Annotated in this window: 21 protein-coding genes and 4 tRNA genes; 10 read left to right on the forward strand and 15 right to left on the reverse strand. The window is 42.8% G+C overall.

Annotation, left to right across the window (positions count from 1 at the left end; translation table 11 throughout):
• Positions 1–45 precede the first annotated feature (45 nt).
• From coaE to pilB, 4 genes are read right to left on the reverse strand one after another with little or no spacing between them, the layout of a single operon-like run.
• Positions 46–654, reverse strand: coding sequence for a dephospho-CoA kinase (coaE, locus tag C9E88_RS01485; protein WP_106983891.1), 609 nt, complete (start codon positions 652–654; stop codon positions 46–48).
• 13 nt (positions 655–667) lie between these two features.
• The gene (locus C9E88_RS01490) at positions 668–1,531 is read right to left on the reverse strand and encodes a prepilin peptidase (protein WP_106983892.1); all 864 of its coding nucleotides are present in this window, start codon (positions 1,529–1,531) and stop codon (positions 668–670) included.
• Positions 1,531–2,757 (reverse strand): type II secretion system F family protein, encoded by a 1,227-nt coding sequence (locus C9E88_RS01495; RefSeq protein ID WP_106983893.1) that lies wholly within the window; start codon positions 2,755–2,757, stop codon positions 1,531–1,533. The genes C9E88_RS01490 and C9E88_RS01495 overlap by 1 nt, the downstream gene beginning before the upstream one ends.
• Positions 2,758–2,785: 28 nt before the next feature.
• On the reverse strand, positions 2,786–4,498 hold the full coding sequence (gene pilB, locus C9E88_RS01500; protein WP_106983894.1) for a type IV-A pilus assembly ATPase PilB: 1,713 nt from the start codon (positions 4,496–4,498) through the stop codon (positions 2,786–2,788).
• Positions 4,499–4,776: 278 nt separating this feature from the next.
• Here pilB and tpiA point away from each other — a divergent pair, with 278 nt between their 5' ends.
• The 10 genes from tpiA to C9E88_RS01550 all read left to right on the forward strand — a co-directional run bounded on the left by tpiA (position 4,777) and on the right by C9E88_RS01550 (position 11,844).
• Positions 4,777–5,568, forward strand: a complete 792-nt coding sequence (gene tpiA, locus C9E88_RS01505; RefSeq protein ID WP_106983895.1) for a triose-phosphate isomerase — start codon at positions 4,777–4,779, stop codon at positions 5,566–5,568.
• A 13-nt stretch (positions 5,569–5,581) separates the two neighbouring features.
• On the forward strand, positions 5,582–5,911 hold the full coding sequence (gene secG, locus C9E88_RS01510) for a preprotein translocase subunit SecG (RefSeq protein WP_106983896.1): 330 nt from the start codon (positions 5,582–5,584) through the stop codon (positions 5,909–5,911).
• Positions 5,912–5,964: 53 nt separating this feature from the next.
• Positions 5,965–6,049, forward strand: a tRNA-Leu gene (locus C9E88_RS01515).
• A 49-nt stretch (positions 6,050–6,098) separates the two neighbouring features.
• A tRNA-Met gene (locus tag C9E88_RS01520) sits at positions 6,099–6,175 on the forward strand.
• A gap of 66 nt (positions 6,176–6,241) precedes the next feature.
• Positions 6,242–6,318: transfer RNA gene (locus C9E88_RS01525), tRNA-Met, on the forward strand.
• 94 nt (positions 6,319–6,412) lie between these two features.
• Positions 6,413–6,489, forward strand: a tRNA-Met gene (locus tag C9E88_RS01530).
• A 199-nt stretch (positions 6,490–6,688) separates the two neighbouring features.
• Positions 6,689–7,213 (forward strand): ribosome maturation factor RimP, encoded by a 525-nt coding sequence (gene rimP, locus C9E88_RS01535; RefSeq protein ID WP_106983897.1) that lies wholly within the window; start codon positions 6,689–6,691, stop codon positions 7,211–7,213.
• A 35-nt stretch (positions 7,214–7,248) separates the two neighbouring features.
• Entirely contained in the window at positions 7,249–8,733 is a 1,485-nt protein-coding gene (nusA, locus tag C9E88_RS01540; protein ID WP_106983898.1) for a transcription termination factor NusA, read from the forward strand.
• A 10-nt stretch (positions 8,734–8,743) separates the two neighbouring features.
• On the forward strand, positions 8,744–11,437 hold the full coding sequence (gene infB / locus C9E88_RS01545; protein ID WP_106983899.1) for a translation initiation factor IF-2: 2,694 nt from the start codon (positions 8,744–8,746) through the stop codon (positions 11,435–11,437).
• A complete protein-coding gene (locus C9E88_RS01550; protein ID WP_106983900.1) occupies positions 11,437–11,844 on the forward strand; it encodes a ribosome-binding factor A in 408 nt (135 codons plus the stop codon). The genes infB and C9E88_RS01550 overlap by 1 nt, the downstream gene beginning before the upstream one ends.
• Positions 11,845–11,943: 99 nt before the next feature.
• Here C9E88_RS01550 and C9E88_RS01555 read toward each other — a convergent pair whose 3' ends face one another.
• From C9E88_RS01555 to C9E88_RS01605, 11 genes are all read right to left on the reverse strand, one after another.
• Entirely contained in the window at positions 11,944–12,339 is a 396-nt protein-coding gene (locus tag C9E88_RS01555) for a Na+/H+ antiporter subunit G (RefSeq protein WP_106983901.1), read from the reverse strand.
• 12 nt (positions 12,340–12,351) lie between these two features.
• On the reverse strand, positions 12,352–12,627 hold the full coding sequence (locus C9E88_RS01560; RefSeq protein ID WP_106983902.1) for a monovalent cation/H+ antiporter subunit F: 276 nt from the start codon (positions 12,625–12,627) through the stop codon (positions 12,352–12,354).
• On the reverse strand, positions 12,624–13,145 hold the full coding sequence (locus C9E88_RS01565) for a Na+/H+ antiporter subunit E (RefSeq protein WP_106983903.1): 522 nt from the start codon (positions 13,143–13,145) through the stop codon (positions 12,624–12,626). The genes C9E88_RS01560 and C9E88_RS01565 overlap by 4 nt, the downstream gene beginning before the upstream one ends.
• 2 nt (positions 13,146–13,147) lie before the next feature.
• Positions 13,148–14,956: a monovalent cation/H+ antiporter subunit D gene (locus C9E88_RS01570; protein ID WP_106983904.1), complete on the reverse strand. Its 1,809-nt coding sequence runs from the start codon at positions 14,954–14,956 to the stop codon at positions 13,148–13,150.
• Positions 14,956–15,321, reverse strand: coding sequence for a Na+/H+ antiporter subunit C (locus C9E88_RS01575; RefSeq protein ID WP_106983905.1), 366 nt, complete (start codon positions 15,319–15,321; stop codon positions 14,956–14,958). Before C9E88_RS01575 ends, C9E88_RS01570 begins: the two co-directional genes overlap by 1 nt.
• A gap of 4 nt (positions 15,322–15,325) precedes the next feature.
• The gene (locus C9E88_RS01580) at positions 15,326–18,163 is read right to left on the reverse strand and encodes a monovalent cation/H+ antiporter subunit A (RefSeq protein WP_106983906.1); all 2,838 of its coding nucleotides are present in this window, start codon (positions 18,161–18,163) and stop codon (positions 15,326–15,328) included.
• A 340-nt stretch (positions 18,164–18,503) separates the two neighbouring features.
• On the reverse strand, positions 18,504–19,898 hold the full coding sequence (locus C9E88_RS01585) for a P-loop NTPase family protein (protein ID WP_106983907.1): 1,395 nt from the start codon (positions 19,896–19,898) through the stop codon (positions 18,504–18,506).
• Positions 19,899–19,942: 44 nt separating this feature from the next.
• Entirely contained in the window at positions 19,943–21,445 is a 1,503-nt protein-coding gene (locus C9E88_RS01590) for a UvrD-helicase domain-containing protein (protein ID WP_106983908.1), read from the reverse strand.
• Positions 21,446–21,463: 18 nt separating this feature from the next.
• Positions 21,464–22,246 carry a bifunctional phosphoribosyl-AMP cyclohydrolase/phosphoribosyl-ATP diphosphatase HisIE gene (gene hisIE / locus C9E88_RS01595; protein ID WP_106983909.1) on the reverse strand — a complete coding sequence of 261 codons (783 nt, stop codon included), beginning with the start codon at positions 22,244–22,246 and terminating at the stop codon, positions 21,464–21,466.
• A gap of 228 nt (positions 22,247–22,474) precedes the next feature.
• Entirely contained in the window at positions 22,475–23,362 is an 888-nt protein-coding gene (locus C9E88_RS01600) for an SDR family NAD(P)-dependent oxidoreductase (RefSeq protein ID WP_106983910.1), read from the reverse strand.
• Positions 23,363–23,714: 352 nt separating this feature from the next.
• Positions 23,715–24,992: an O-acetylhomoserine aminocarboxypropyltransferase/cysteine synthase family protein gene (locus tag C9E88_RS01605; protein WP_106983911.1), complete on the reverse strand. Its 1,278-nt coding sequence runs from the start codon at positions 24,990–24,992 to the stop codon at positions 23,715–23,717.
• Positions 24,993–25,012: the final 20 nt, after the last annotated feature.

Raw genomic sequence — 25,012 nt, forward strand, 5'->3', positions numbered from 1 at the left:
TTGCCGAATGATCTGTGAATGAATGTGCAAAAAAAGCAGTCTGTATTAAGACTGCTTTTTTTCTGCGCGTTTTAAGTATTGTTGATGTAGGGGCGTTAACTGTTGATATAAATGATCGAGATGACCATCATTCACAACAATATCATCAGCCAAGGCGCGTTTATCTGCCCGTGACATTTGTACCTGGATAATATTTTGAATTTGTTCAACACTTTGGCCATCACGTTGGCTGGCACGTTGAATTTGTAGGGATTCGCTCGCATCAATTAAAAGGGTGTGATGGGTCAGTTCATGCTGATTGGTTTCAAACAAAAGTGGTGAAACCAAGATGACATAAGGACTGCTGGCATGCTGTAGTTGCTGAATAATGGATTGGCGAATGGCAGGGTGAGTGATCTGTTCTAAGATTTTACGTGCTTCAGGTGATTTAAAAATATGTTCACGTAAAGCAGGGCGGTTTAATGCGCCATTGTCGAGTAAAACCCAATCACCAAACGCACGTTGAATATCGAGTAATGCACCATGCCCAGGCGCTACAACTTCTCGTGCCACAATATCGGCATCGACTACAGTGATATTTTGAGATTCAAACCATGCACTTGCAGCAGATTTACCGCTTCCAATACCACCTGTAAGACCCAAAATAAATGTCATGCCGAGATTACCTTTATGCTTGACCGAGATAGATTTTCATAATTTTCTCACCCCATAAAAACGCAATCCAACCAGCAATGGCAATATAAGGGCCAAAAGCAAATGGCTGGTTTTCTTTACGAACTTTGAGCAAAATAATACCGATAATCGCACCAACAAAAGAGGATAAAAGCACAATGAGAGGCAACATGAGTGGCCCCATCCATGCGCCTAAAGCCGCTAATAATTTAAAATCACCATAGCCCATGCCTTCTTTGCCTGTAATGAGTTTAAATGCGTAATAGACAGTCCATAAGCATAGAAAACCCAGTAAATAACCCCAAATCGAAGCGGTCGGAGAGACATAAATGGCATAGCTATTAATCCCTAAACCTAGGGCAGCTAGGGGGAGGGTGTAGCGATCTGGCAAAAGCTGTGTATCAAAATCGATAAAAGTCAGTGCGATCAGCATATAAGTCAGCACGAGACCAAAGAGCATTTGTAACGTTGGGCCAAAGACAGCAACAACAATTAAAGCACAGACAGCTGTGAGTAATTCGATACAAGGATAGCGAATACTAATTGGGTTATGGCAACTCCCGCATTTGCCTTTTAAGCTTATCCAGCTGATCACGGGGATATTTTGATACCAGCGAATTGGAGTGTGGCACTTAGGGCAGGTTGAGGCAGGCTTGCTTAATGTGATCTTTGTTTCATCAATGATAGGTTGTTCAGGGTGAAGGAAAAGTGTGCAGTCAGTTCGCCATTCCTGTTCCATCATTTTTGGGGTGCGATATATAACGACATTTAAAAAACTGCCGATACAGAGACTAAAAATCCCAACAACGCAATAAAGCGCTGTTGGGTTTTGAATTAAATATTCTACTAAATCTTGCATTAAACCACGGAACCCATTTGGAAGATTGGTAAATACATGGCAATTACGAGACCACCAACAAGTACACCTAAAACTGCCATAATTAGAGGTTCCATCATTGCTGTTAAGCCATCTACGGCATTATCTACTTCATTTTCATAATGGGTTGCAACTTTGTCTAACATTGAATCGAGAGCACCAGATTCTTCACCAATCGCTACCATTTGCACCGCCATGGATGGGAATTTATTGGTAACGCGCATGGCAAACTGCAATTGTTGACCAGTTGCGACATCATCGCGGATTTTTAAGACCGCTTCTTCATAGACACAGTTGTTGGTTGCGCCTGCGGTAGACTCTAGCGCATCAATTAAGGGTACACCCGCAGCAAAAGTGGTTGCCAGCGTACGACTATAACGCGCGATAATCGCCTTATAAACTAGGTCACCAAAAATAGGAGCTTTGAGTGCAGCTTTATCAAGAAAATCACGGAATTTTTTACTACGTTTTTTCGCTTCAAGAAAACCAGCAATAATGGCAGCAATAACAATAATTAGAATAAACCAATATTGTTGTGTCCATTGTGACATATTCACAACCATTTTGGTGAAAGCTGGAAGGTCTGCACCAAAAGAGGTGAAGAGTTCTTCAAAAACTGGAACAACTTTGACCATTAAAATGATTGTAACAATCAGCGCGACAACAACGACTGTCGCAGGATATTTCATGGCTTTTTTAATTTTTTGTTTGAGAAGTTCACTCTTCTCTTTATAGATGGCTACACGATCCAGCATGGTTTCTAGTGCACCAGACTGCTCGCCTGATTCCACCAATGAGCAGAATAGGTTATCAAAGTATTGTGGATATTTACGTAAAGCACCAGCGAAGGTATTACCACCTTCTACTTCTCCTTTGATCCCTAATACAACTTCGCGCATGGCAGGGTTTTCTAAGCCTTCAGCGACGATTTCAAAACCTTGAACCAATGGAACACCAGCTTTCATCATGGTGGCCAACTGACGGGTAAAGATCGTGATATCTAAGGTTGTCACTTTCTTTTTCATAAAGCCTTCAAGAATATTTTTACGCTTTTCACGAATATTCTTGATGGTAATCCCTTGCTTACGCAAAGTGACTTTTGCCAGCGCCATATTGCGCGCAGGCATTTCCCCTTTAATTTTGGCCCCTTTACGGTCAACCCCTTCATAACTGAAGGTTGGCATCATCTGCCCTTTTTTGACAGCCATGATTTATCCTTATTTTATAAATACTAAATTATTCACTGGTTACACGATTGACTTCTTGTAAGGAAGTCACCCCCTGCATAACCTTAATGAGGCCAGAACGGCGTAAATTATTAAACCCTGCTTTGTCTGAGGCATCTGCAATTTGTATGGCGTTACCATCTTCCATAATAATGCGAGAAATTTCAGGTGTCACTTTCATTACTTCATAAATACCGACACGGCCTTTATAGCCTTCTCGACATTCTGAACATCCGACGGGTTGATAAAGCTTAAAATCTGGATTTGCGAGATCTTCTTCGGTAAAACCAAGCTCGATTAAGCTTTGGTGTGGAACTTCAACGGGTGCTTTACATTGTGAACAAAGACGACGCGCCAAACGCTGTGCAATCACTAAGTTGACTGAAGTTGCAATATTAAAAGAAGGTACACCCATGTTGCGTAAGCGGGTTAGGGTTTCTGGGGCACTGTTGGTATGCAGTGTTGACATCACCATGTGGCCCGTTTGCGCAGCTTTAACCGCAATCTCTGCTGTTTCAAGGTCACGAATCTCACCGACCATGACAATGTCTGGATCTTGACGCAGGAATGACTTTAATGCTGCAGCGAAGGTTAAACCAACTTTGTTATTGACGTTAACCTGATTAATGCCTTCCAAGTTAATTTCCACAGGGTCTTCGGCTGTGGAAATATTGGTGTCCTCTCGGTTTAAAATATTTAAACCCGTATAGAGCGATACGGTTTTACCCGAGCCTGTTGGACCTGTGATGAGTAGCATGCCTTGGGGTTTATCAAGTGCTTGCATGAACAATTCTTTTTGCTCAGGCTCATAACCTAATGCATCAATCCCCAGCATGGCACTAGAAGGATCGAGAATACGCAGTACCAGTTTCTCACCAAATAATGTTGGGAGTGAGTTGACACGGAAGTCGATGGATTTTGTTTTTGATAGCTTGAGTTTAATACGGCCATCTTGTGGGATACGTTTTTCGGAAATATCCATCTGTGACATCACTTTTAAACGTGATGCCAAGCGATTGGCCAATTGTAGGGGAGGGTTGGTGATATTGCGTAATACACCATCTACACGATAACGGACACGATAACTTTTTTCATAAGGTTCGAAGTGTAAATCCGATGCGCCCATACGAATCGCATCAACCAGCAATTTGTTAATATATTTAACAATTGGTGCTTCTTCGCCTTTTTCTTCATCTTCAGAATCTTGTGGCTGGGGTGTACTGGTTCCATCGTCAAGATCTAAATCAAAATCATCATCAAATTCAAAGGTGCTTTCTTCGGCAAACTGTTGTTCGATTAGTTTTTCTAGTTTGGCATGTTCAACAATAATGGCTTCGGTTTGCATTTTACTGCTGAATCGAATGGCATCAATTGCATCAATATTGGTTGGGTTACTCGTTGCAACAAAAAGAACATTGCTATGTTTAAAAATAGGTAAGACCCGAAAGCGCGTAATGAGCTTTTCATCTAAGCCCTCACGAATGATTTGGCTCGCATCGTAAGCACTAATATCAAAAACAGGTTCAGCGAATTCAATAGAGATCGTTTCAGCAATGGTGAGGCCAGATAGCCCAATTTCGCTGACAAGATAGGCTACGATGTCTTGGTTGGCTTTTTTTGCACTCAACATTGCTTGTTGCATGTTTTCAGCAGAAATGTGCCCTTCGTCGACTAAACGACGAATAAATCCTGTAAATCGTGGAGAACCTTGTAATGCTGTCATGCGTAAATAAACCTATGCTTCAATTTGTTTATAATTGGTTTTATTGAAATTATACTTTCGTTAAATAAAAATACCATATCTGAAAATGATGTCACTACCTTAATATCGGGAAAAACTTTGAACTGGGCCTTAATCTAAGCAGAAAAAATGTAAAATAAATTGTAGTCAGTCGGCTCAAATAAAAAAATTATCCTCAAATGTCAGTGGAAATTTTCATTAAATTTCACAATTCCGTGTAGAATGTGCCCGTTTTCATCGAAAGTTTTTATAGGTTATATATGTCGGGTTCGACGATTACGCCTTGGGTGGTTGGCAATTGGAAAATGAATCCAATGCAAGCAGATGCCAAGCAGCTGGTTCAAAACTTAAAAAAATTATTGCAAGATCAAGAAATTGCTGAATCTGCATGTCAGATTGGTATTGCGCCAATCAGCATTGCACTTCAAAGCATTCAAGCAGAATTACAAAGTGCAAATCGTCATATTGCAACGGTTGCACAAGATGTTTCACGTATAGCAGGTACAGGTGCATATACAGGTGAGGTGAGTGCTGAATTACTTAAAGATAGCCAAATTGAGTTTGTACTGGTAGGTCATTCAGAACGCCGTGAATTTTTTGGTGATGCCCCAAATATTTTAAATGAAAAAGTTAAAAATGCGCTTAATGCAGGTTTAACCGTCATTTATTGTGTGGGTGAGAGCCTTGAACAACGTGAAAATGGTCAAGCTGAACAAGTGGTATTACAGCAAATTTGTGATATTGCGAGTGTAGTAAATGCTCAGCAATGGGAAAAAATAGTTATTGCCTACGAGCCAATTTGGGCGATTGGCACAGGTAAAACTGCATCGCCAGCAGATGCGCAAGCGATGCATGCCACCATTCGAGAAGGCATTAGTCAGATCACGCCTATAGGTCAAACAATGGCGCTATTATATGGCGGTAGTGTTAAACCTGAAAATGCAGTAGAGTTAGCTGCTTGTCCGGATATCAATGGTGCACTAGTAGGTGGTGCTTCTCTGAATGCCGAATCGTTTTATAAAATTGCTCAGGCATTTGCGAATACAAAATAATTAGGAGTGCAGCATGCAGACTTTCGTGTTGGTAGTACACATTATCTTAGCCGTTTTAATGATTGTTTTGATTCTGGTTCAGCATGGTAAGGGTGCTGATGCAGGTGCATCATTCGGTGGTGGTGGTGCTGCGACCGTGTTTGGTGCATCAGGTTCAGGTAACTTTTTAACGCGTTTAACGGCGATTTTAACGGCGTTATTCTTCGTAACAAGCTTAACTTTGGCCATTTTTGCGAAGAAACAATCTACAGATGCGTATAGCTTAAAAGCAATTTCGAATGTACCTACTGCTCCTGCTAAATTGCCTGAAACTTCGCCAACTGCACCAAAAAGCGCAGACTAATCAGAATTAGTTCTTTCTTTTTTTGAGTGATGCGTCTAGAATGCGACACAGCTGCGGTGGTGGTGGAATTGGTAGACACGCTACCTTGAGGTGGTAGTGCTTTCGGGCGTGGGGGTTCAAGTCCCCCCTTCCGCACCAACTTATAATCCAGAACATAAGTTGGTGCTTTGTAGCTAAAATCTGTTGATGCGGGATGGAGCAGTCTGGTAGCTCGTCGGGCTCATAACCCGAAGGTCGTTGGTTCAAATCCAGCTCCCGCTACCAATCAACTTTATTTATGAAAACAACATGAATAAACAGCCAATTTGGTTGAGATAAATCATATGTCGGTGCGGGATGGAGCAGTCTGGTAGCTCGTCGGGCTCATAACCCGAAGGTCGTTGGTTCAAATCCAGCTCCCGCTACCAATTTCTGATCTTCGGTGCAACGCGATCAGGCAAATCATTACAATGTTTTCGATTGAAAATTAGGAATGAATTGTATATAATTTTTGCACGTTGATGCGGGATGGAGCAGTCTGGTAGCTCGTCGGGCTCATAACCCGAAGGTCGTTGGTTCAAATCCAGCTCCCGCTACCAAGTTTCTAAAAGGCTCACAAAAAGGTGGGCCTTTTTGCACAGTGGACTTTAGTTTTCTGTGCAATACTAGGGGCGTTTACGCCCTTTTTTATTGGCTATTGTGCAGTGTCGACATGATTTGGTCATAAAATGACGCTTCACTATAGGTTGTTTTCTGGCTGTTTCTGGCCAATGAATCGCACAAATTTAACGAGAGTAAATGAAGCTATCAAATAAAACTCAGGCACTCCAGGATCTAATCGCTCCAGCAGTGCAGGCATGTGGTGTAGATCTTTGGGGTATTGAATTCATGCCTCAAGGCAAGCGTTCTTTATTGCGTATTTACATCGACAAAGCAGTGGATGACGGCGCAGAACCTGTGATCAATGAAGATGGTGAAGTTGAACAAGGTCGCGGTATTGGCGTGCAAGATTGCGTACGTGTAACGCAACAAGTTGGCGCAATGCTGGATGTGCATGATCCAATTTCAGGTGAGTATGCACTTGAAGTGTCTTCACCTGGTTGGGATCGTCCATTCTTCCAACTTGAACAAATGTCGGGATATATCGGTCAGCAAGTGGCTTTACGCTTAATTAGTGCTGTAGAAAACCGCCGTAAGTTTCAGGCTAAATTGGTGGCTGTAGATCTAGAAAATGAAATCATTCAAGTGGAAGTCGAACAGCAACAAGTGCTTGAAATCGACAGTCATAATATTGATAAAGCAAATTTGATCTACCAAGATTAATTCTATAAATAAGAATCTGAACGAATAGGTGACTTATGGCACGCGAAATTCTTACCGTGGTAGAAACGGTTAGTAACGAAAAAGGTGTACCTCGTGAGGCGATCTTTGAAGCGCTAGAGCAAGCATTGGTTGCAGCGACGAAAAAGAAATTCTATGAAGGCACACATTCGGAAGAAGCGCGTTTACGTGTGGAAATCGACCGTAAAACTGGCGATTACAGCACTTTCCGTCAATGGGAAGTTGTTGCCGACGAAGATCATGAAATGCCTGCATGTCAGGATGCAATTTCAGATGTAGATCCAGCAAAATGGTCTATTGGTGATATTCGTGAGCTTGAAGTTGAATCGATTGATTTTGGCCGTATTGCAGCGCAAATTGCGAAACAAGTGATTGTACAAAAGATTCGTGAAGCTGAGCGTGCATTGGTTGCAGATGCTTATGAATCAAAAGTGGGTGAGTTAATCTACGGTGAAGTTAAAAAACAAACCAAAGATGGCTTTATCATCGACTTAGGTGACAATGCTGAAGCATATCTTGCACGTGAAGAAATGATTGCAAAAGAAATTTTGCGTCCTAAACAACGTGTAAATGCGATTTTATATAGTGTGAACCGTGAAGGCCGTGGTGCTCAATTATTATTGTCACGCTCTAAGCCAGAAATGCTGATTGCTTTAATGAAAAAAGAAATTCCAGAAATTTCTGAAGAAATCATTGAAATTAAAGCAGCAGCGCGTCAACCAGGTGTTCGTGCTAAAATCGCTGTGAAAACAAACGATCATCGTATTGATCCAGTAGGTGCTTGTATTGGTATGCGTGGTACACGTATCCAAGCGGTACAACAAGAGCTTAATGGCGAACGTATTGATGTTGTCGTGTGGTCAGATGATCCAGCGCAGTATATTGCAAGTGCGCTTGAGCCAGCAGATGTATCAAGTATTGTCATTGATGAAGATGCACATACTGCAGATATCATTTTCGCTGCGAGTGATCAATTGGCTCGTGCTATTGGTTCTCAAGGTCAAAACGTACGTTTAGCATCTGAATTGACTGGCTACAAGCTAGACATGATGCTGGAAGAAGAATACTACGCGCGTCAACAAAACGAAGCACAACAATATCTAGATATGTTTGTGACTCGTTTAGATATTGCTGAAGATTTAGCAATGGCGCTGGTAGAAATGGGCTTCACATCTCTCGAAGAAATTGCATATGTTCCTGCAGAAACATTTGATGAGATTGAGCTTGATGCTGAAACTGTTGAATTATTGCAAAGCCGTGCGAAAGAAGTTGCATTGGCAGATGCATTACAACAACAGGAAAATGTTCAAGAGCCGAGCCCAGAGCTAGCTGCAATGGAAGGCATGACACAAGAGATCGCGTATGCGCTTGCTGCTCGCGGTGTGGTAACTGTAGATGACTTAGCTGACCAAGCAACTGACGATATTTCAGATATCGAAGGTTTAGGTTCAGAAAAAGCGGGTCAACTAATTATGAAAGCGCGCGAATCATGGTTTAACTAGGAGGTAATATATGGCGGACAAGTCGATTAAAGAGTTAGCACTTAGCGTGGGTCGCCCCGTTGAGACGCTGCTGGAACAGGTTCGTGATGCAGGTCTACCGCAAGGTAAATCTGATGATATTATTACCACCGAACAACAAGATGTTCTCGTTAACCATTTGAAGAAAGTTCATGGTCAAGACGATGGACATGCAGGAAAAATCACGTTGAAACGTAAAACTACCAGTACTGCTAAAGTGGCAAGTACATCAGGTAAGGCAAAAACGATTAATGTAGAAGTTCGTAAGAAGCATACATTTGTTAAGCCTGATCCAGAACAAATTAAAGCGGAAGCTTTGGCTAAAGCTCAAGCAGATCAAAAAGCGCGTGAAACTGTTGCTCCAGTTGCATCTGCAAAAGAAGAAGCAACTGCTCAACCTGTATCTAAAGCAAAACAAGCTTTAGAAGCAATGCGTGCGGCAGCGAAGCAAGAAAGCGCGAAACAAGAAACGCCTAAAGCGGCGGTTGTTGTAAAACGCAAGTCAAACAACAAGCCGATTTCTAAACCAATTGAAACATTGGCACAGAAAAAAGCGCGTGAAGAACAAGCGGCTCAGTTAAAAGCAACTGAAGAAGCAGTACGTCGTAAATCTGCTGAAGAAGCACAACAACGTACGCTTGAGCAAATGCGTCAAATGGCATCGAAATATTCTGCTGAAGACACTACAGCAACGATTCGTGTAATTGACGATTCTCCATTAGCAGCTGGCCTTGTTGGTCAGGCTTATGAAGATTCATTTGCGAAAGAAGACCGTGAAATTAAACGTGGTACAAACACGAATAATACACGTTCTCCTAAAAAAGGCGGTCGCCGTGGTGAAGAGCAGTCTTTCCGTGATAACTCACATAAACGTGGTTTAAAATCAAGCCAAGCAAACAAACATGGCTTTGAAAAACCAGTTAAAAAACAAGTTTATGATGTAGAAATTGGTTCTACGATTGTTGTTGCTGACTTAGCTGCAAAAATGGCAATCAAGGTGCGCGAAGTTATTAAATCACTGATGAAAATGGGTGAGTTAGTTACGCAAAACCAAGCGATTGATCAAGAAATTGCTGCTCTTGTTGTTGAAGAAATGGGCCATAACCCGGTTCTAGTTTCTGAAACTCAAGCAGAAGACAACTTATTTGAAGCAGCTGAAGAAGCACGTGGTGCACAATCTACGCGTGCGCCAGTGGTTACGATCATGGGTCACGTTGACCATGGTAAAACATCGCTTCTTGACCGTATTCGTCGTGCCAAAGTTGCACAAGGCGAAGCGGGCGGTATCACACAGCATATCGGTGCTTACCACGTTAAAACTGACAAAGGTATTATCACTTTCCTAGATACTCCGGGACACGCAGCATTTACTGCAATGCGTTCACGTGGTGCGAAAGCGACAGATATCGTGGTTCTAGTTGTAGCGGCAGATGATGGTGTAATGCCACAAACTGCGGAAGCGATTGACCATGCGCGTGCTGCGGGTACTCCAATCATTGTTGCAATCAACAAGATGGATAAAGAATCTGCAGATCCAGATCGCGTATTGAACGAATTGACAACCAAAGAAATCGTGCCTGAACAATGGGGCGGTGATGTACCGGTTGCAATGGTTTCAGCACATTCTGGCCAAGGTATTGATGAATTACTTGACCTTATTTCAATCCAAGCTGAAATGCTTGAGTTGAAAGCATCTGAAGAAGGTGCAGCGCAAGGTGTTGTAATTGAAGCACGTGTTGATAACAGCCGTGGTGCGGTAACGTCGATTCTTGTACAAAACGGTACATTGAAAGTAGGTGATCTTGTTCTTGCAGGTGCATCTTACGGTCGTGTACGTGCAATGACAGATGAAAATGGTCAACGTATTAAATCTGCTGGTCCTTCGATTCCTGTTGAAATCTTGGGTCTTCCAGAAGCGCCAATGGCGGGTGACGAAGTTCTTGTTGTAAGCGACGAGAAAAAAGCACGTGAAGTTGCTGATGCGCGTATGGATCGTGAACGTCAAAAACGTCTTGAACGTCAATCTGCAATGCGCCTTGAAAACATTATGGCGTCTATGGGCAAGAAAGATGTTCCTATCGTGAACGTTGTTCTTAAAACAGACGTACGTGGTACTTTAGAAGCACTACACGTAGCACTTGCTGATCTTGCAACTGATGAAGTGAAAGTACGTATTATTGGTTCGGGTGTTGGTGCAATCACTGAGTCTGACGTAACACTTGCAGAATCTTCTGAAGCTGTACTGCTTGGCTTTAACGTACGTGCTGACAATACTGCACGTCAAAAAGCAGATGCAGATGGTATCGACATTCGTTACTACTCAGTTATTTATCAATTGATTGATGACGTGAAAGATGCAATGAGCGGTAAGCTTGCACCTGAACACCGTGAAACAATCCTTGGTGTTGCTGAAGTACGTGAAGTGTTCCACTCAAGTAAATTTGGTGCAGCTGCAGGCTGTATGGTACTTGAAGGTATGCTACATCGTAATAAACCAATTCGCGTATTACGTGATGATGTGGTTGTCTTCCAAGGTGAACTTGAATCTCTACGTCGTTATAAAGATGTGGTTGAAGAAGTTCGTGCCGGTATGGAATGTGGTCTTGCAGTTAAAGGCTATAAAGACATCAAAGCTCAAGATAAGATTGAGGTTTATGATGTTCAATTGGTTAAACGGAGTCTGTAATGGCAGGCAGTCAACGTCTGAAGCGAATGGCGGATACAGTACAACGCGAGTTGTCTGAACTGATTCGTCAAGAGCTGAAAGATCCTCGCTTAGGTGGTCTAGTGACCATCTCTGCGGTGAAGGTCAGTCCTGATCTAGGCTATGCAGAAGTTTATGTGACCGTAATGGGTCGTGAACTTGGTGATGACCAAAACGAAGAGGCGAATAAAGAGACTTTAGATGTTTTAAATAAAGCATCAGGTTTCTTACGCCACGAGTTGGGTCACCGCATTAAGACGCGTATTACACCGCGCTTGCGTTTTCACTACGATAAAACCAATGCGTATGGTAACTATATGTTTGGTTTGATTGCTGAAGCTGTGAAGGATTTACCTCCTACAGATGCAACACAAAAAGATGATGAATAAGATCTCATTTGAGATCGCATAAAAAAGCCACCTTCGGGTGGCTTTTTTATGTCAGCAATTATTATTAAATCACAATCGCCAGTAAATTAGAAAACGAAGCTATTTCACTTCATCCTGAGATGGTTTTTGATGAAATGCACGACGGCGCGTACGTTGCCAAGGCAACGGTCGGTCTAAAGCTTCAGGCACTTCGCCACCTTTTGAGCGTAAACGCAGGTGTAAAGCTGCTTGTGCCATTAAATTGGCAGAAACTGGCGCAGTGATGAAGGCAAAGAGTGTGAGTAGAAGTTCAGGAAAGCCAAACCGGCCTTGAAATGCAGAATAAATCATGGCTGCAATCAAGAAGCTACCGAGACCTAATGTACTTGATTTGGTCGGTGCATGTAGACGCATAAATAAGTCGGGGAGGCGGACCATGCCAATGCCACCCACCAACATAAAGAAAGCGCCACAAATGAGAAAGAACGAAACCAAGATTTCCATTAACAATTGCATGATGGTTGCTCCTTAATCGATCACATGGCCAGTGGTAAAGTAGCGTGCAAGCGCTGCTGTAGAAACAAAGCCTAGCATTGCAACCAATAAAGCACCTTCAAATAAAGACGTACTTATCCAATAAATGCCCAAGATCACAATCAGGCAAGTCGCGTTTAGAAATAAGGTGTCGAGTGCTAAAAGGCGATCGACGATTGATGGTCCCATCACTAAACGGATGAGACATAAGAGCATAGAAATGGTCACTGCAATGAGGCAGATTCCAAGTGCATAAGGTAAGATCATCATGCATGCTCTCCTGACTGAACCCCAAAAATTTGCATCAGTGGTTGTTCATAACGCATTTTGATGGTTTGAATTTCTGATTCAGTGTCATCTGTGCTAAGTGCATGAACCAAAATATCACCACGGTCTTGATCGATCCCTGCGGAGACTGTGCCTGGTGTGGTGGTAATGATCATCGCTAATAAGGTGTTAACTTCCTCATGTTGCGTTTCTAAAGGCACACGAAACCATTTTGGGTGCAATTTATCAGTCGGCCCAAGCACCAATTTAGCTACGTGGATATTACTGACAATAATATCCCATAGCACCACAAGGCCTAATTGAATTGCCTTTACCCAATTAATATTGGGTGTACGGGCAATAAAGGGTTTGACTAAGTAAGGAATACCAATGGCGAGGATGACTGCCATGAGTAGTGATGCAGGATCAATACTGTGCGCCAACATCAACCAACTTAAGCCCGTGATGATGGAGACGAACGGATGTGGAAAACAGCGTTCTAGAAACGAGGTGTTTTTCATATTCAAGGTGCCTCCATCGGTTTGAGTTGGTCATTCTCTGGTTGTTCATCTGCTTGATGTTGTCCCTGAATTTGACGCTGTTTAAATTCTGAAATATGCCCACCTTTTAAGGTTTGCTCAGGAATTAAATATGGAATTAGATGTGCATTCGGGTCAACAACTTCACCGCCATATTTGGTCTCTGGAAGATTTTCTGGATCAAACGGTTGTACGCTAATCACTTCACCTGTTTCATCTTTTTTCAATAATAGGCCTTCATACAGGGCATTATTTTGAATCTGTACCGCTGTGCTATGCGTATATTGATAGATGGGTGCGGCAAATGCCATATAGGCGATTAAGCCAGCCAGAAGGACATAAATGGTTTTATCGTTGCGCTTAGGTGCAATTGCGGGCAAGACTTGATAATTGGTATAGGCTTTTTCAGCAGGATTGTCTTCTGGTTGAGTCGCACGCCAAAAAAGAATAAAACCAACACGTGTCATGGCTAAAATACTGAGTAAACTGACCAAAAGCACCACCAATATAATCAGCAATTGATATGGAGAGTTTGCAGTCGCTTGTAAGATAAAGACTTTACCTAAGAAGCCACTAAAAGGTGGCAACCCCGCCATCATCAGCGCAATAATAAAGTAGGTGAGTGCAACCACTTTGTGCTGTTTCATCTGTGGCGCAATTTTAAAATGATCTTTAAATTCGCCACGCTGAGAGGTAATCCAGCCACAGAGCAAATAAAAGGCTGCACCAATGAGAGTACTGTGAACTAGATAATACAGTGCAGCGGCCCAAGCTTGTGTATTCATGAGTGATAGGGCAATTAAGATCGTACCGATAGACGATAAAATCATAAAGCCAACAAAGCGGCGCAGACGTTCTGCACCAATTGCGCCAATCACGCCATAAACAGAGGTGACTAAACCAATCACAAGTAATAAGGCTTGTAGAATGCTGTGGCTCACAGCATCATCAAATACCGTTCCATTAATACGTAAAATCGCATAAATGCCGACTTTGGTCATAATGGTAAATAATGCCGCAACGGGTGTAGTTGCTACGGCATAGGTTTTTGGTAGCCAAAAGCCCACTGGTAACATGGCTGCTTTAATGCCAAATACTACAAAGAGAAGTAATCCACCAGCAACAGCCAGACGATGCTGATCATTTTCTAATAAAGGCATTAAACGTGCGACATCGGCCATATTTAGACTGCCGACACTGCCATAAATTAAGCCTAAACCAATTAAGAACAGTGCAGAAGCCAATAAATTAATGGTGACGTAGTGAATACCCAACTGGAAGCGTGCTTTGCCTTGACCATGTAGGAGCAAGACATAAGATGCCATGAGTAGAATTTCAAAAAAGACGAATAAGTTAAATAAGTCGCCTGTGAGAAATGCACCACATAAGCCCATCAATAAAAAATGGCACATTGCATGGAAGTAGCGTCCACGTTCATCCCATTCTTTACTGGCAAACCAAATCACTGGGAGGGCCAGTGCATAGGTTAAAACCAGCATAAATGCAGACAGTTGATCGAGTACCAAAACAATGCCGAATGGTGCTGCCCATTCGCTCAGATTATAAATATGTACCTCACCTGTACTGGCAAGGATTAAATAATAAACTGAAATTAAAGCACCTAGAATGAGTGACAGTAAGCTGAGACCACGGCGCCATGGTTGACGGCGGTCTTGTGCTAATGAACCAGAACCCGGGTTGCCGAGCAAGACCAACAAGAACGCTGTAAACGCAGGAATTAAAATACTAAAAATCGGTGTGTGTTGCGTAAAGAAGTGCATAAAACTAGTCATTATGGCTCATCCTCACGCGAATCGATTGGTGGTATTTCTTCTTTAGAGTCAACGTGGTCTGTTCCTGTTTCATAACGGCTACGCAGCGCCAATTGCACAATAAATGCCGTAGTGGCAAAGCCGATAACAATGGCAGTGAGTACTAAAGCCTGTGGAAGTGGGTCAGTTGCTTTGGTGGTTTCAGTCAATACCGCTGGCGCATTGATTTGAATACGGCCCATGGCAAATAAAAATAAATTTACGGCATAACCAATCATGGCCAGACCAAGAACCACAGGGAAAGTACGTGCACGGAGAATTAAGTAAATGCCTGTTGCGGTCAGTAAGCCAATCGCAGAAGCCATTAGAAGTTCTAAACTGATCATGTGCTTATCCTTTTGGTACTGGGCCAGACATACTTGAGTGACGCGAATCGCCCAAGACGGAAATCATCAACATTGTGGCACCGACGACGGTGATATAAACACCGACATCAAATAAGGCAGCCGTTGCTAAATGCATTTCACCAATGAGTGGTGGCGACACATAAAAATGTGCACTGGTCAGGAAGGGGCGACCAAAGAACCATGCACCGATCCCTGTTAGGCCTGCAATCACTAAACCAATGCCAATCCAAACTTCGTATAAACGTCCTGATTTTGCTCTGAGCAATTTCTCGGCATGGTCTTGACCCAGTGCAATGTACTGAATTACCAAAGCTAAAGAAGTAATTAAACCTGCAATAAAGCCACCGCCTGGTAGATTGTGGCCACGTAAGAAAATGTACAGGCTGATTACAAGTGCTAAAGGTAAAATCCAAGAGGCTGTAATACGGAACATCAGTGGTGATGGATTGAAACGATAGGTCAGGCCTTGTGTAATGCTAGTACCATGGGTACGCATACCGTCCATCAAGCACAGCGTGCCAATGGCAGCAATGCCTAATACAGTAATTTCACCGAAGGTATCGAATCCACGGAAGTCGACCAAAATGACATTCACGACGTTGGTACCACCACCTAGTGGAATCGATTGTTGCATGAAGAACCATGAAATTGAATTATGATCGCGGGTCAAAATGAGCCAGCTGATCCATGCAATACCTGCACCACCTGCAATTGCAATCAGGGCATCACGCCAACGACGAGAAACACTCGACTCATAAGGTGTAAGCTGTGGTAAAAGCGATAAACTCATGAGCAGTAGTACGGTAGTGACCACATCAACAGTGATTTGGGTGAGTGCAAGGTCAGGTGCAGAGAAGCAAACAAAGACCATGGTCACCACAAGACCAACTGCACCACTAATCAGCACCGCTTTAATGCGTTCGTGGTGGAACCATAGCATCATCCAACACGCAGAGAACAACAATAACCAAAGTACAATCGCAATCAATGGCGCACTGGTTAGCTCACGCGTACCTGTCATTAAGCCTTGAGAAAAGAGCGGTAATGCCATCACAAAAATGCTAAACACTACAATCCACATGAGGTAGCGTTGGAGTGAACCTGTTTCAGTGGCACGTTTAAATTTGCGTGAATTTAATAATAAATGTTTTAAGAACAGCTCAAATAGAACTTTACCTTGGAATTTTCCTAAAATTGGATCAAGGTCAATTTCTCGAATACGTCCGCCTTTGGCCAAGGCAAAATAGAAAATAATCCCTCCGACCAAAGCAATGGCACTCATCAGTAATGGCAAATTAAAACCGTGCCAAATAGCCAGATGTGTACCTTCAAAGGCAAAATTTTGTGTACTGGCCTGTGCGGTACGATTAACAATATTTTCGACCAAGAGGGCAGGGAATAGCCCCACTAGAATACATAAAATGGCCAACAATGTTGCGGGTGCACGCATCCCAAAAGCAGGCTCGTGAGCATCTTTATTAGGCACTTGCTTGCCGATTGGGCCATCAAAAAATACGCCGTGAACCAAACGAATAGAGTAAGCCACGGCAAAAATGCCAGCAAAAGTCGCAACTACCGCAGAACCAAACATGATTGGACCCGTTAAATTTGCCAACAGTTCGGTAAAGAACATTTCTTTGGATAAGAAACCGTTGGTTAATGGTACGCCTGCCATCGAGGCTGCGGTAATCATGGTAAGGGTTGCGGTGAACGGCAGTAATTGCCATAGACCACTTAATTTGCGTAAATCACGAGTGCCTGACTCGTGGTCAATAATCCCAGCAATCATAAACAGCGCTGCCTTAAAGGTCGCATGGTTAATGATATGGAAAATGGCTGCGGCCACCGCCAAAGGTGAACCGATACCAAGCAAGCACACAATAAGACCCAAATGACTAATGGTTGAATAAGCCAGTAGGCCTTTTAAATCTTCTTTAAAAATGGCGAAGAATGCAGCCATACAAAGGGTAAACAACCCGATAAAGGTCACGAGATTATGGTAAAGCGCAGCTCCTGCAAAAATTGGCAGTAAACGGGCAAGTAAGAAAATACCTGCCTTGACCATGGTTGCGGAGTGTAAGTATGCAGAGACTGGCGTTGGTGCCGCCATTGCATTGGGTAGCCAAAAATGAAAAGGGAACTGCGCACTTTTGGTAAATGCACCCATGAGGATAAGTAGGAGCATTGGAACAAAGAGCGCATGACTTTGGATTAAGCCACCCATCGTTAAAATTTGATCTATTTCATAGGTGTCAGTGATTTGTCCGAGCAGGATAAATCCACCCAGCATACACAGCCCACCCATTCCGGTAATGGTGAGTGCCATGCGTGAGCCACGTTGTGCAGCCTCGTAGTTACTCCAATAACCAACCAATAAGAAAGAAGAAATACTGGTCAGTTCCCAAAACACTAACAGCAACATTAAGTTATTGGATAATGAAATCCCCAGCATGGCCGCCATAAACAACATAAGGAGCGTATAGAGTTTGCTGAGTGAATTTTTTGGGCTGAGATAATAATAGGCATAGATAAAGATGAGTGTTCCAATGCCAGTAATGAGCAAAGAAAACAACAATCCTAATGCATCTAAACGAAAACTCAGGTTCAGCCCCAGTTGCGGAAGCCAATGCCAAGTTTCTAAAATTACTTGACCATTAAAAACAGCTTTGGCTTGTGTCAGTAGTAGCGTGAGACTACTTAAACTGACAGCAATTGCCCCAAAGGCTGTCGCTCCTCGTGAGAATTGTTTCAGCCATGGGATAAGGATTGTGCCTAAAACTAAAGGTAACAAGATAATAATCGGCAGCACACTCGTATCCATTGTCGTGATTAGGCCTAAGCCTAGAGTGAATCTCAATCTTTCAAGGACTGGAGGACCGCAAAGAGTAGCCCAAAACTTAATCTTGAAAGCATTTATGTGTTTAAAAATATAAAGTGCTGTATTGCGCAGCAAATAATCGATAGCAAATTCCGATTTTAATATGAAATTTGCAAGTAAAACCGATCATATTACAGGCAATGCACAACTTCAATCTTTTTATGCAAGAGAAGGTCATTATATACCGCATGCTTCAGTGCATGGGGTGGTGTATTGTACAGTCCGCAAGGCATTTTGGCCGTATTGTAAATGTTAAACTCAAAGTGGCTTGATGGCTTTGGATTTAGAGCAAATGTTGTTGATTGGAATTGTCATCTTCAAATTGTAAGCGTTGTATAAGTTCTAAACGCTGTTGTTCATTCAGTTGTTCGCTAATTTGATTCACTAGACTTTGGATCGGGTTAACGTCGGGTTGTAAGATTTCGATAGGCAGAGGAGTAGCATCCTCTGTTTTAGGGTGATCTTCTAAATGTAGACTTGCATAAATATGTTCAAATTGCTGTTGCCATGCTTCAGGATGAAGACTGTATAGCTGTTTATTTTCCAATTTTAAACATTGAAAACGTGATGCGCGCTCTAAAAGTTCAGGGCGTTCGCCTGTAGCGAGAATTTGTAAGCGCGGAAAGGCTTGATGTAAACGCTCTAAAATTACAGCTGCCATATTGCCATCCAATTGATAATCAATGGCATCAATCATCAATACACCATCACCCTCATCGCAAGGATAGAGGCTGGCAGGGTTTAATAGACATAAGCGTCGAACGATATCGCCAATCAGTGCAACAAGATTGCGGATGCTGTTGGAGAGTTGCTGAAACATCATGATTTGGCCGTCATAATTCACCATAAACTGTAGCTTTGGGTGATATTGCAACCAAACATTGCTGATTTCAGGTAATACGATACGAATGGCATGTCTTAAAGCCGCCAGAGCAGGCGCGTGCATTTCACTATGCGCTTGAAGTAGTCGTTGTTCTATAAAGTGTTGTGATTTATCTGACTCAGTTGCAGTTTGGCTTTTGGCTAAAATCTGTTGGACCAATTGCGCACTTTGAGCATTTTCAATATCACTTACTTCACGGAACCATTCAAAGAAACGGCTAAACGTTGTAAATGGAATAGCCGAAACTTCGTAAGCATAGGCGGCCTGAAAAATTGCTGGATTATTTTTATTTAGCAAATTCACATCATTGACAAAGCGCTCTGCGGGGTAATAAGCAATTAAAGGCATGCCCAAAAGTGGGTCATCACGCATGGCACGTTGATAGATCAGCACCAAATCTTCAAGTTGTTGGGTATCTACCTTACTAATGCCAATACCTTGGCTATTGATGGTTTTGTACAGTTGCCAACGACACAGCTGAGGATCTTCACTGCTTGTATCTGGGCTTTCTGGAAAATGCCCAATATCTTCTGGAAAGCGAATTTGAATATCAATTTTAGACTGCAATCGCGTGAGCATAATATCTTGATCAAGCATCACGACGCCTGCTGTGCGCAGGTCTTTATAGCGGGCCGCAAACCATGTGAGTGCTTGATAGCTCAGACGTAAAAGAGAGGTTTTACCACTACTTTGCTCGCCTAAAATTAAGCTAATAGGCAGGTCGTGGTAATTAAATTCGGCTTTTAGGTCGGTAAAGTGTAAAGCGTGCTTAAGTTGAATTGATTGTATTTTCATAAGACACCTGTTTCTGGCTGGAGCAGGTTATCGGGCGACAGGTCTTAGCTCACAGCTTGGCGCAGTGATTTCGGCATTTCTCGTTTTAATATCTGCACCAAATCATAAATATGATGGATGTTTAAGCTTACTTTAGCACGTGTACAAGCCACGTAAAGTAATCTTAACTCTTCATCACTAATTTTATAGTCTTTCTCATTAAGTCGAAATTGGTAGTCGTCTTCTATATGAACCCGATCCCACTCTAAGCCTTTGGCTTTATGGGCGGTCGAAATAATATAGTCGGCTTGCTCAATGGGGGTGATTTTGGCCAAGGCGCGCTTTAAAGGATCTGTACCATGATCATCAACCAGTTTGACTAAAGGCTTAATGTCGCTACCGTCATTGGTTTCACAGTACTCGTGTACATCATGCCAAGAGTTAAACCATGCCAATTCAGGTACATCCACGACACGCTTACCTTGTTTTAACATGGCTGCTGCATCGACAAAACGATTAAGCTTGGCATGGTCGGCTTGTAAACTGACTTTGTCACCATGGACTAAGCCTGCCAATAAAAGTTCCATTGCCCGTGCATTGGTACGACACAAAATAGCATCACGTTGCTTGGTATGGGGTTTGTTGACTACTTTGGAATTGAGCAGGGGATTGCCGAGTAAGGGCACGGTTTCATGCAATGCACCTAAAATGGCATTGGCATTGAGTGCAATTTCTTCACCAAAACGAAATGAAGTGGTGAGACGAGACTCAGGCAAAGGTAATTGCTGCATAGCATTGACTGCGCCACGCCATGCATAAATTTGCTGATGGGCATCGCCCACATAAATCACTTGCGTATTGCGCTGTTTGAGCAAAATGCCCAGCATCAGTGGGTCTGCATCTTGTGCTTCATCAAAGAGCACATAGTCTGCGGGAATATTAGGTTCAGACAATGCCCACAATTTTAAATAAATATCGTGCCCAATCCCTGCTTGATGGTGCGGGTCAATTGATTCTAACCAACGGCGTTCAACGGCAGGGTAAAGGTGTTTTTGTAGCGTATCGAGATCATCTGCATGTAACCAGCTAGGCGCTTGAATGTGGCGCGGTGCAGGGTACTGCGAACTGGTCGAGCAGAAATAGCTGACGGCATTGGCCACAAGGCTAGCCAAGCGAGAAGGCATCAGCACATATTGTTCATAACGCCCACCCATCATTCGACGTAGCGTAATTGGCGTTAAACGATATTCTTTCGCGATGAAACTTGGGCTTAAACGAGGCAGGCGAAGCTTGTCTGTGACTCCACGTGGAACGCTACGAAAGGCCAAGGAGTGAAAAGTTCGACAGTCGACATTACCATGAAACTTTTGCTGTGCTTCAGTTGCTATGGCTTTGTTAAAGGCCAAGTACATGCCACGTCTTTGTGGCATGGCCTCACTGATCATTTGTAAAGTTGTGGTTTTACCTGTGCCAGCATAGGCAATGACTTTAAAAGATTTCCCCAGCCGTGCGTTATCTATCGCAGTGGCTTGCTCATAGGTTGCGCTCGGCTTTTTGGGATTGGTCACTGCTTTATGCCTAGTTGCTTAGTGGCTACGATTAGCTTTTTCAACCAAGCCTGATAGGCCTTGGCGACGTGCCAATTCGTTTAAAACCAATTGTGGGTCTAGATCGAAATAACCCAACATCACAATGGTATGGAACCACAGATCAGCCACTTCGTAGATTAGGTCGTTTTTATTATCTTCATTGGCTTCAGTTTTAAAATCTTTGGCTGCAATGATGGTTTCAACACTTTCTTCGCCAATTTTTTCTAAAATTTTATTCAAGCCTTTGTGGTATAGCTTAGCCACATAAGAAGAATCTGGGTCTGCAACTTTACGTTCAGCCATCATTTTGCCTAAGTAGTCGAGCACTTCCACTTGTTCAGACTGTGCATTTGAGGCATTCATTGCAATGGTATGTGGATTTGCAGACTTTTCACCATAAATTGCAGATGGATCTTTAAGCTGCGCATCAACAATTTCCCAGCCCGTTGCTGTCAGTTTACGGTAAAAGCAAGATTCACGGCCTGTATGGCAGGCAATACCACCGTGTTGTTCAATTTGAAGCACAATCACGTCAGCATCACAGTCTAAACGGATTTCGTGTACCGTTTGAAAATGACCAGACTCTTCGCCTTTGTACCACAGTTTGCTACGTGAGCGAGAGAAGTACACCGCTTGATTTTTTTCAGCTGTTAAAGCCAGTGCTTCGCGGTTCATCCACGCCACCATCAAAATACGTCCAGTTTGATGATGCTGAGCAATAGCAGGCACTAAGCCTTGTTCGTTAAATTTTACTTCATCGAGCCATTGCAGATTGTTCATGTGGATTACACCTAAATTTGTTCAAATAAATAAAGTTACTCAATCGAGTCACGATTTAAAAATCGCGAACCATAGTGTACGGCATCATGGCGTAAGAGAGTAACTAAAACTTAAGCAATTTTTAAAGTGTCGAATATTGCCAAAATATTCATAGACATAAAAAAGCCCAATCGAAATTGGGCTTCACTTAAATCGGCTTAGTCATGTAGACCTACAGACTAGCGAAACTTACCAGTGCTCGCCTGGGAATAAGCGCGCGTATGCTTTTTGCACCCAGTTGAGTTTCTGTTGTTGACCCACCGAAGCGCTTGAACTTGGGAAAAGGTTATAACCAATCGACATCAATTTGTTGTTAATGTCTGGCGCAATCGAATAGGTAATCGAGGCTAAACGGCCAAGATTTGTCGCCACTTTTTTCGGGCGCTTCACAATGGCATAGGCAATGAGGTCAGCTGCTTGTTCAGGAGAGAGCGTTGGCACATATTTGTAAATTTTGGTTGGCGCAATCATTGGCGTACGCACTAAAGGCATATAAATCGATGTGATTGCAATTTTATGTGAATGCACTTCTGCAGATAAGCAACGACTGAATGCATCGAGCGCGGCTTTAGATGCTACATAAGCCGAGAAACGGGTCGCATTTGCTAACACGCCAATTGAACTGATGTTAATAATGTGACCATCACGGCGAATCATCATTTGCGGTAAAATGTTCATCACCAAACGAATTGCACCAAAGTAATTCAACTGCATGGTACGTTCAAAGTCATGGAAACGATCAGTGGATTCGTGCACGGCACGACGGATTGAACGTCCTGCATTATTAATCAGAATATCAATATGATCGACAGAAGCGAGGATTTGCTTTGACACCTCATCAATAGAATCCATGTTGTTTAAATCACATGGAAAAACTGAAGCTTTACCACCTTTGGCTTCAATTTCAGCTTTGACTTCTTCTAGGGTTTCTTGGGTGCGGGCAACCAAGAGCACATGTGCTCCTGCATCGGCGAGGCGATGTGCTGCTGTAAGGCCAATACCGCTGGAAGCGCCGGTAATCAAAACAATTTTACCGTTCACTTTGTCTTGAAAGCGTTTTTCTAATCTTTGGTTCACGTTTAATACCCTGATTGAATAAATGTGAGACTGTGCGTTTTTTTTATTACGTGGCTGGCTGTGCTTGGTTAGGGACAGTGGCAGCGAAAATATGCTTGCAATGATAACGTATTTAAAAAGAAAAGATAGGATTTAAACTATTGAAATATAAAAATATTATTAGAGTAATTGCTCTAAAATTACTCATTATTGTGATTTACTTTTAACAATATTTAAGTGCGAAGACAAGGGATAAAATGAGAAAGATCACAGAATAGTGTGGAAAGCATAGAAAAACCCTCTTAATAGGGGTGCATAAGAGGGTTTTGAATTGATTTTTAGGGCTGTAACCTACTTGGCAAAGAAAATAAAATTAAACTTGTGCCAGCGCTTGTTCTAAATCAGCAATCAAATCATCAGCATGCTCGATACCCACGGACAAGCGCACCATGTCGATACTCACACCAGCTGCTTTTAACTCTGACTCATTGAGCTGACGATGCGTGGTGGTTGCGGGATGGCAAGCTAAACTTTTGGCATCGCCAATATTGACGAGGCGAGTAAACAGTTGTAATGCATCGATGAAGCGTGTGCCACCTTCAAGACCATCTTGTACGCCAAAGGATAAAATCGCGGAAGGTTTACCTTTCACATATTTTTGTGCCAATGCATGCTGAGGGTGGTCTTTTAATCCTGCATAATTGACCCATTTTACTTTAGGATGAGCTTGTAAATATTCCGCCACCTTTTGCGCATTTTCAGTATGGCGTTCCATACGTAGACTTAAGGTTTCGAGGCCTTGCAAAATTAAAAATACATTTTGTGGGCCAATGGCTGCGCCAGTATTGCGTAGCGGTACTACGCGGGCGCGGGCAATATAAGCTGCCTCGCCCAGTGCTTCTACATAATTCACACCGTGATAGCTTGGGTCTGGCGTATTTAATGCCGGAAAGCGCTCAGGATATTTGCCCCATGGGAATTTACCGCTGTCGACAATAATGCCACCGATTGAATTACCATGACCGCCAATATATTTGGTCAATGAATGCACCACAATATCGGCACCAAATTCAAAAGATTTTTGCAGCACAGGCGTAGCAACAGTGTTGTCGACGATGACAGGGACGCCGTATTCGTGGGCAATTTTAGCAATGGCTTCTAGGTCAATAATATTACCCAGTGGGTTACCAATAGATTCAACAAAGACCAATTTGGTCTTTTCGTCGATGAGTTGACGTAATGCTTCAGGATTTTGATAATCAAAGAAACGCACTTCAATGCCTTGTTTTGGCAGGGTGTGTGCAAAGAGATTATAGGTGCCACCGTAGAGTGTGGAAACCGAGGCAATATTGTCGCCAGCTTCTGCAATGGTTTGCACTGCATAGGTAATAGCCGCCATGCCTGAGGCCAAAGCTAAAGCTCCAATACCGCCTTCAAGTGCAGCTACACGCTGCTCCAGTACCGCAGTGGTTGGGTTCATAATACGGGTATAAATATTGCCCTGAACTTTTAAATCAAATAAATCAGCACCATGTTGTGTGTTGTCAAACGCATAAGAAGTGGTTTGATAAATTGGAACAGCCACAGCTTTAGTGGTTGCTTCAGGTGTGTAGCCCGCATGAATAGCCAAAGTTTCGTCTTTATAAGTCATTCTATTGTCATCTTCTTAAG

Origin of the sequence: Acinetobacter cumulans (assembly GCF_003024525.3) — a bacterium.
Taxonomy (GTDB): domain Bacteria; phylum Pseudomonadota; class Gammaproteobacteria; order Pseudomonadales; family Moraxellaceae; genus Acinetobacter; species Acinetobacter cumulans.

Coding starts and splice junctions, on each gene's coding strand:
- infB (WP_106983899.1), top strand. CDS start 8,744: ATGGCGGACAAGTCGATTAAAGAGTTAGCACTTAGCGTGGGTCGCCCC.
- C9E88_RS01565 (WP_106983903.1), bottom strand. CDS start 13,145: ATGAAAAACACCTCGTTTCTAGAACGCTGTTTTCCACATCCGTTCGTC.
- C9E88_RS01570 (WP_106983904.1), bottom strand. CDS start 14,956: ATGACTAGTTTTATGCACTTCTTTACGCAACACACACCGATTTTTAGT.
- C9E88_RS01550 (WP_106983900.1), top strand. CDS start 11,437: ATGGCAGGCAGTCAACGTCTGAAGCGAATGGCGGATACAGTACAACGC.
- C9E88_RS01575 (WP_106983905.1), bottom strand. CDS start 15,321: ATGATCAGTTTAGAACTTCTAATGGCTTCTGCGATTGGCTTACTGACC.
- rimP (WP_106983897.1), top strand. CDS start 6,689: ATGAAGCTATCAAATAAAACTCAGGCACTCCAGGATCTAATCGCTCCA.
- coaE (WP_106983891.1), bottom strand. CDS start 654: ATGACATTTATTTTGGGTCTTACAGGTGGTATTGGAAGCGGTAAATCT.
- C9E88_RS01495 (WP_106983893.1), bottom strand. CDS start 2,757: ATGGCTGTCAAAAAAGGGCAGATGATGCCAACCTTCAGTTATGAAGGG.
- C9E88_RS01555 (WP_106983901.1), bottom strand. CDS start 12,339: ATGCAATTGTTAATGGAAATCTTGGTTTCGTTCTTTCTCATTTGTGGC.
- hisIE (WP_106983909.1), bottom strand. CDS start 22,246: ATGAACAATCTGCAATGGCTCGATGAAGTAAAATTTAACGAACAAGGC.
- nusA (WP_106983898.1), top strand. CDS start 7,249: ATGGCACGCGAAATTCTTACCGTGGTAGAAACGGTTAGTAACGAAAAA.
- C9E88_RS01560 (WP_106983902.1), bottom strand. CDS start 12,627: ATGATGATCTTACCTTATGCACTTGGAATCTGCCTCATTGCAGTGACC.
- C9E88_RS01585 (WP_106983907.1), bottom strand. CDS start 19,898: ATGAAAATACAATCAATTCAACTTAAGCACGCTTTACACTTTACCGAC.
- tpiA (WP_106983895.1), top strand. CDS start 4,777: ATGTCGGGTTCGACGATTACGCCTTGGGTGGTTGGCAATTGGAAAATG.
- C9E88_RS01605 (WP_106983911.1), bottom strand. CDS start 24,992: ATGACTTATAAAGACGAAACTTTGGCTATTCATGCGGGCTACACACCT.
- secG (WP_106983896.1), top strand. CDS start 5,582: ATGCAGACTTTCGTGTTGGTAGTACACATTATCTTAGCCGTTTTAATG.
- C9E88_RS01490 (WP_106983892.1), bottom strand. CDS start 1,531: ATGCAAGATTTAGTAGAATATTTAATTCAAAACCCAACAGCGCTTTAT.
- pilB (WP_106983894.1), bottom strand. CDS start 4,498: ATGACAGCATTACAAGGTTCTCCACGATTTACAGGATTTATTCGTCGT.
- C9E88_RS01580 (WP_106983906.1), bottom strand. CDS start 18,163: ATGGATACGAGTGTGCTGCCGATTATTATCTTGTTACCTTTAGTTTTA.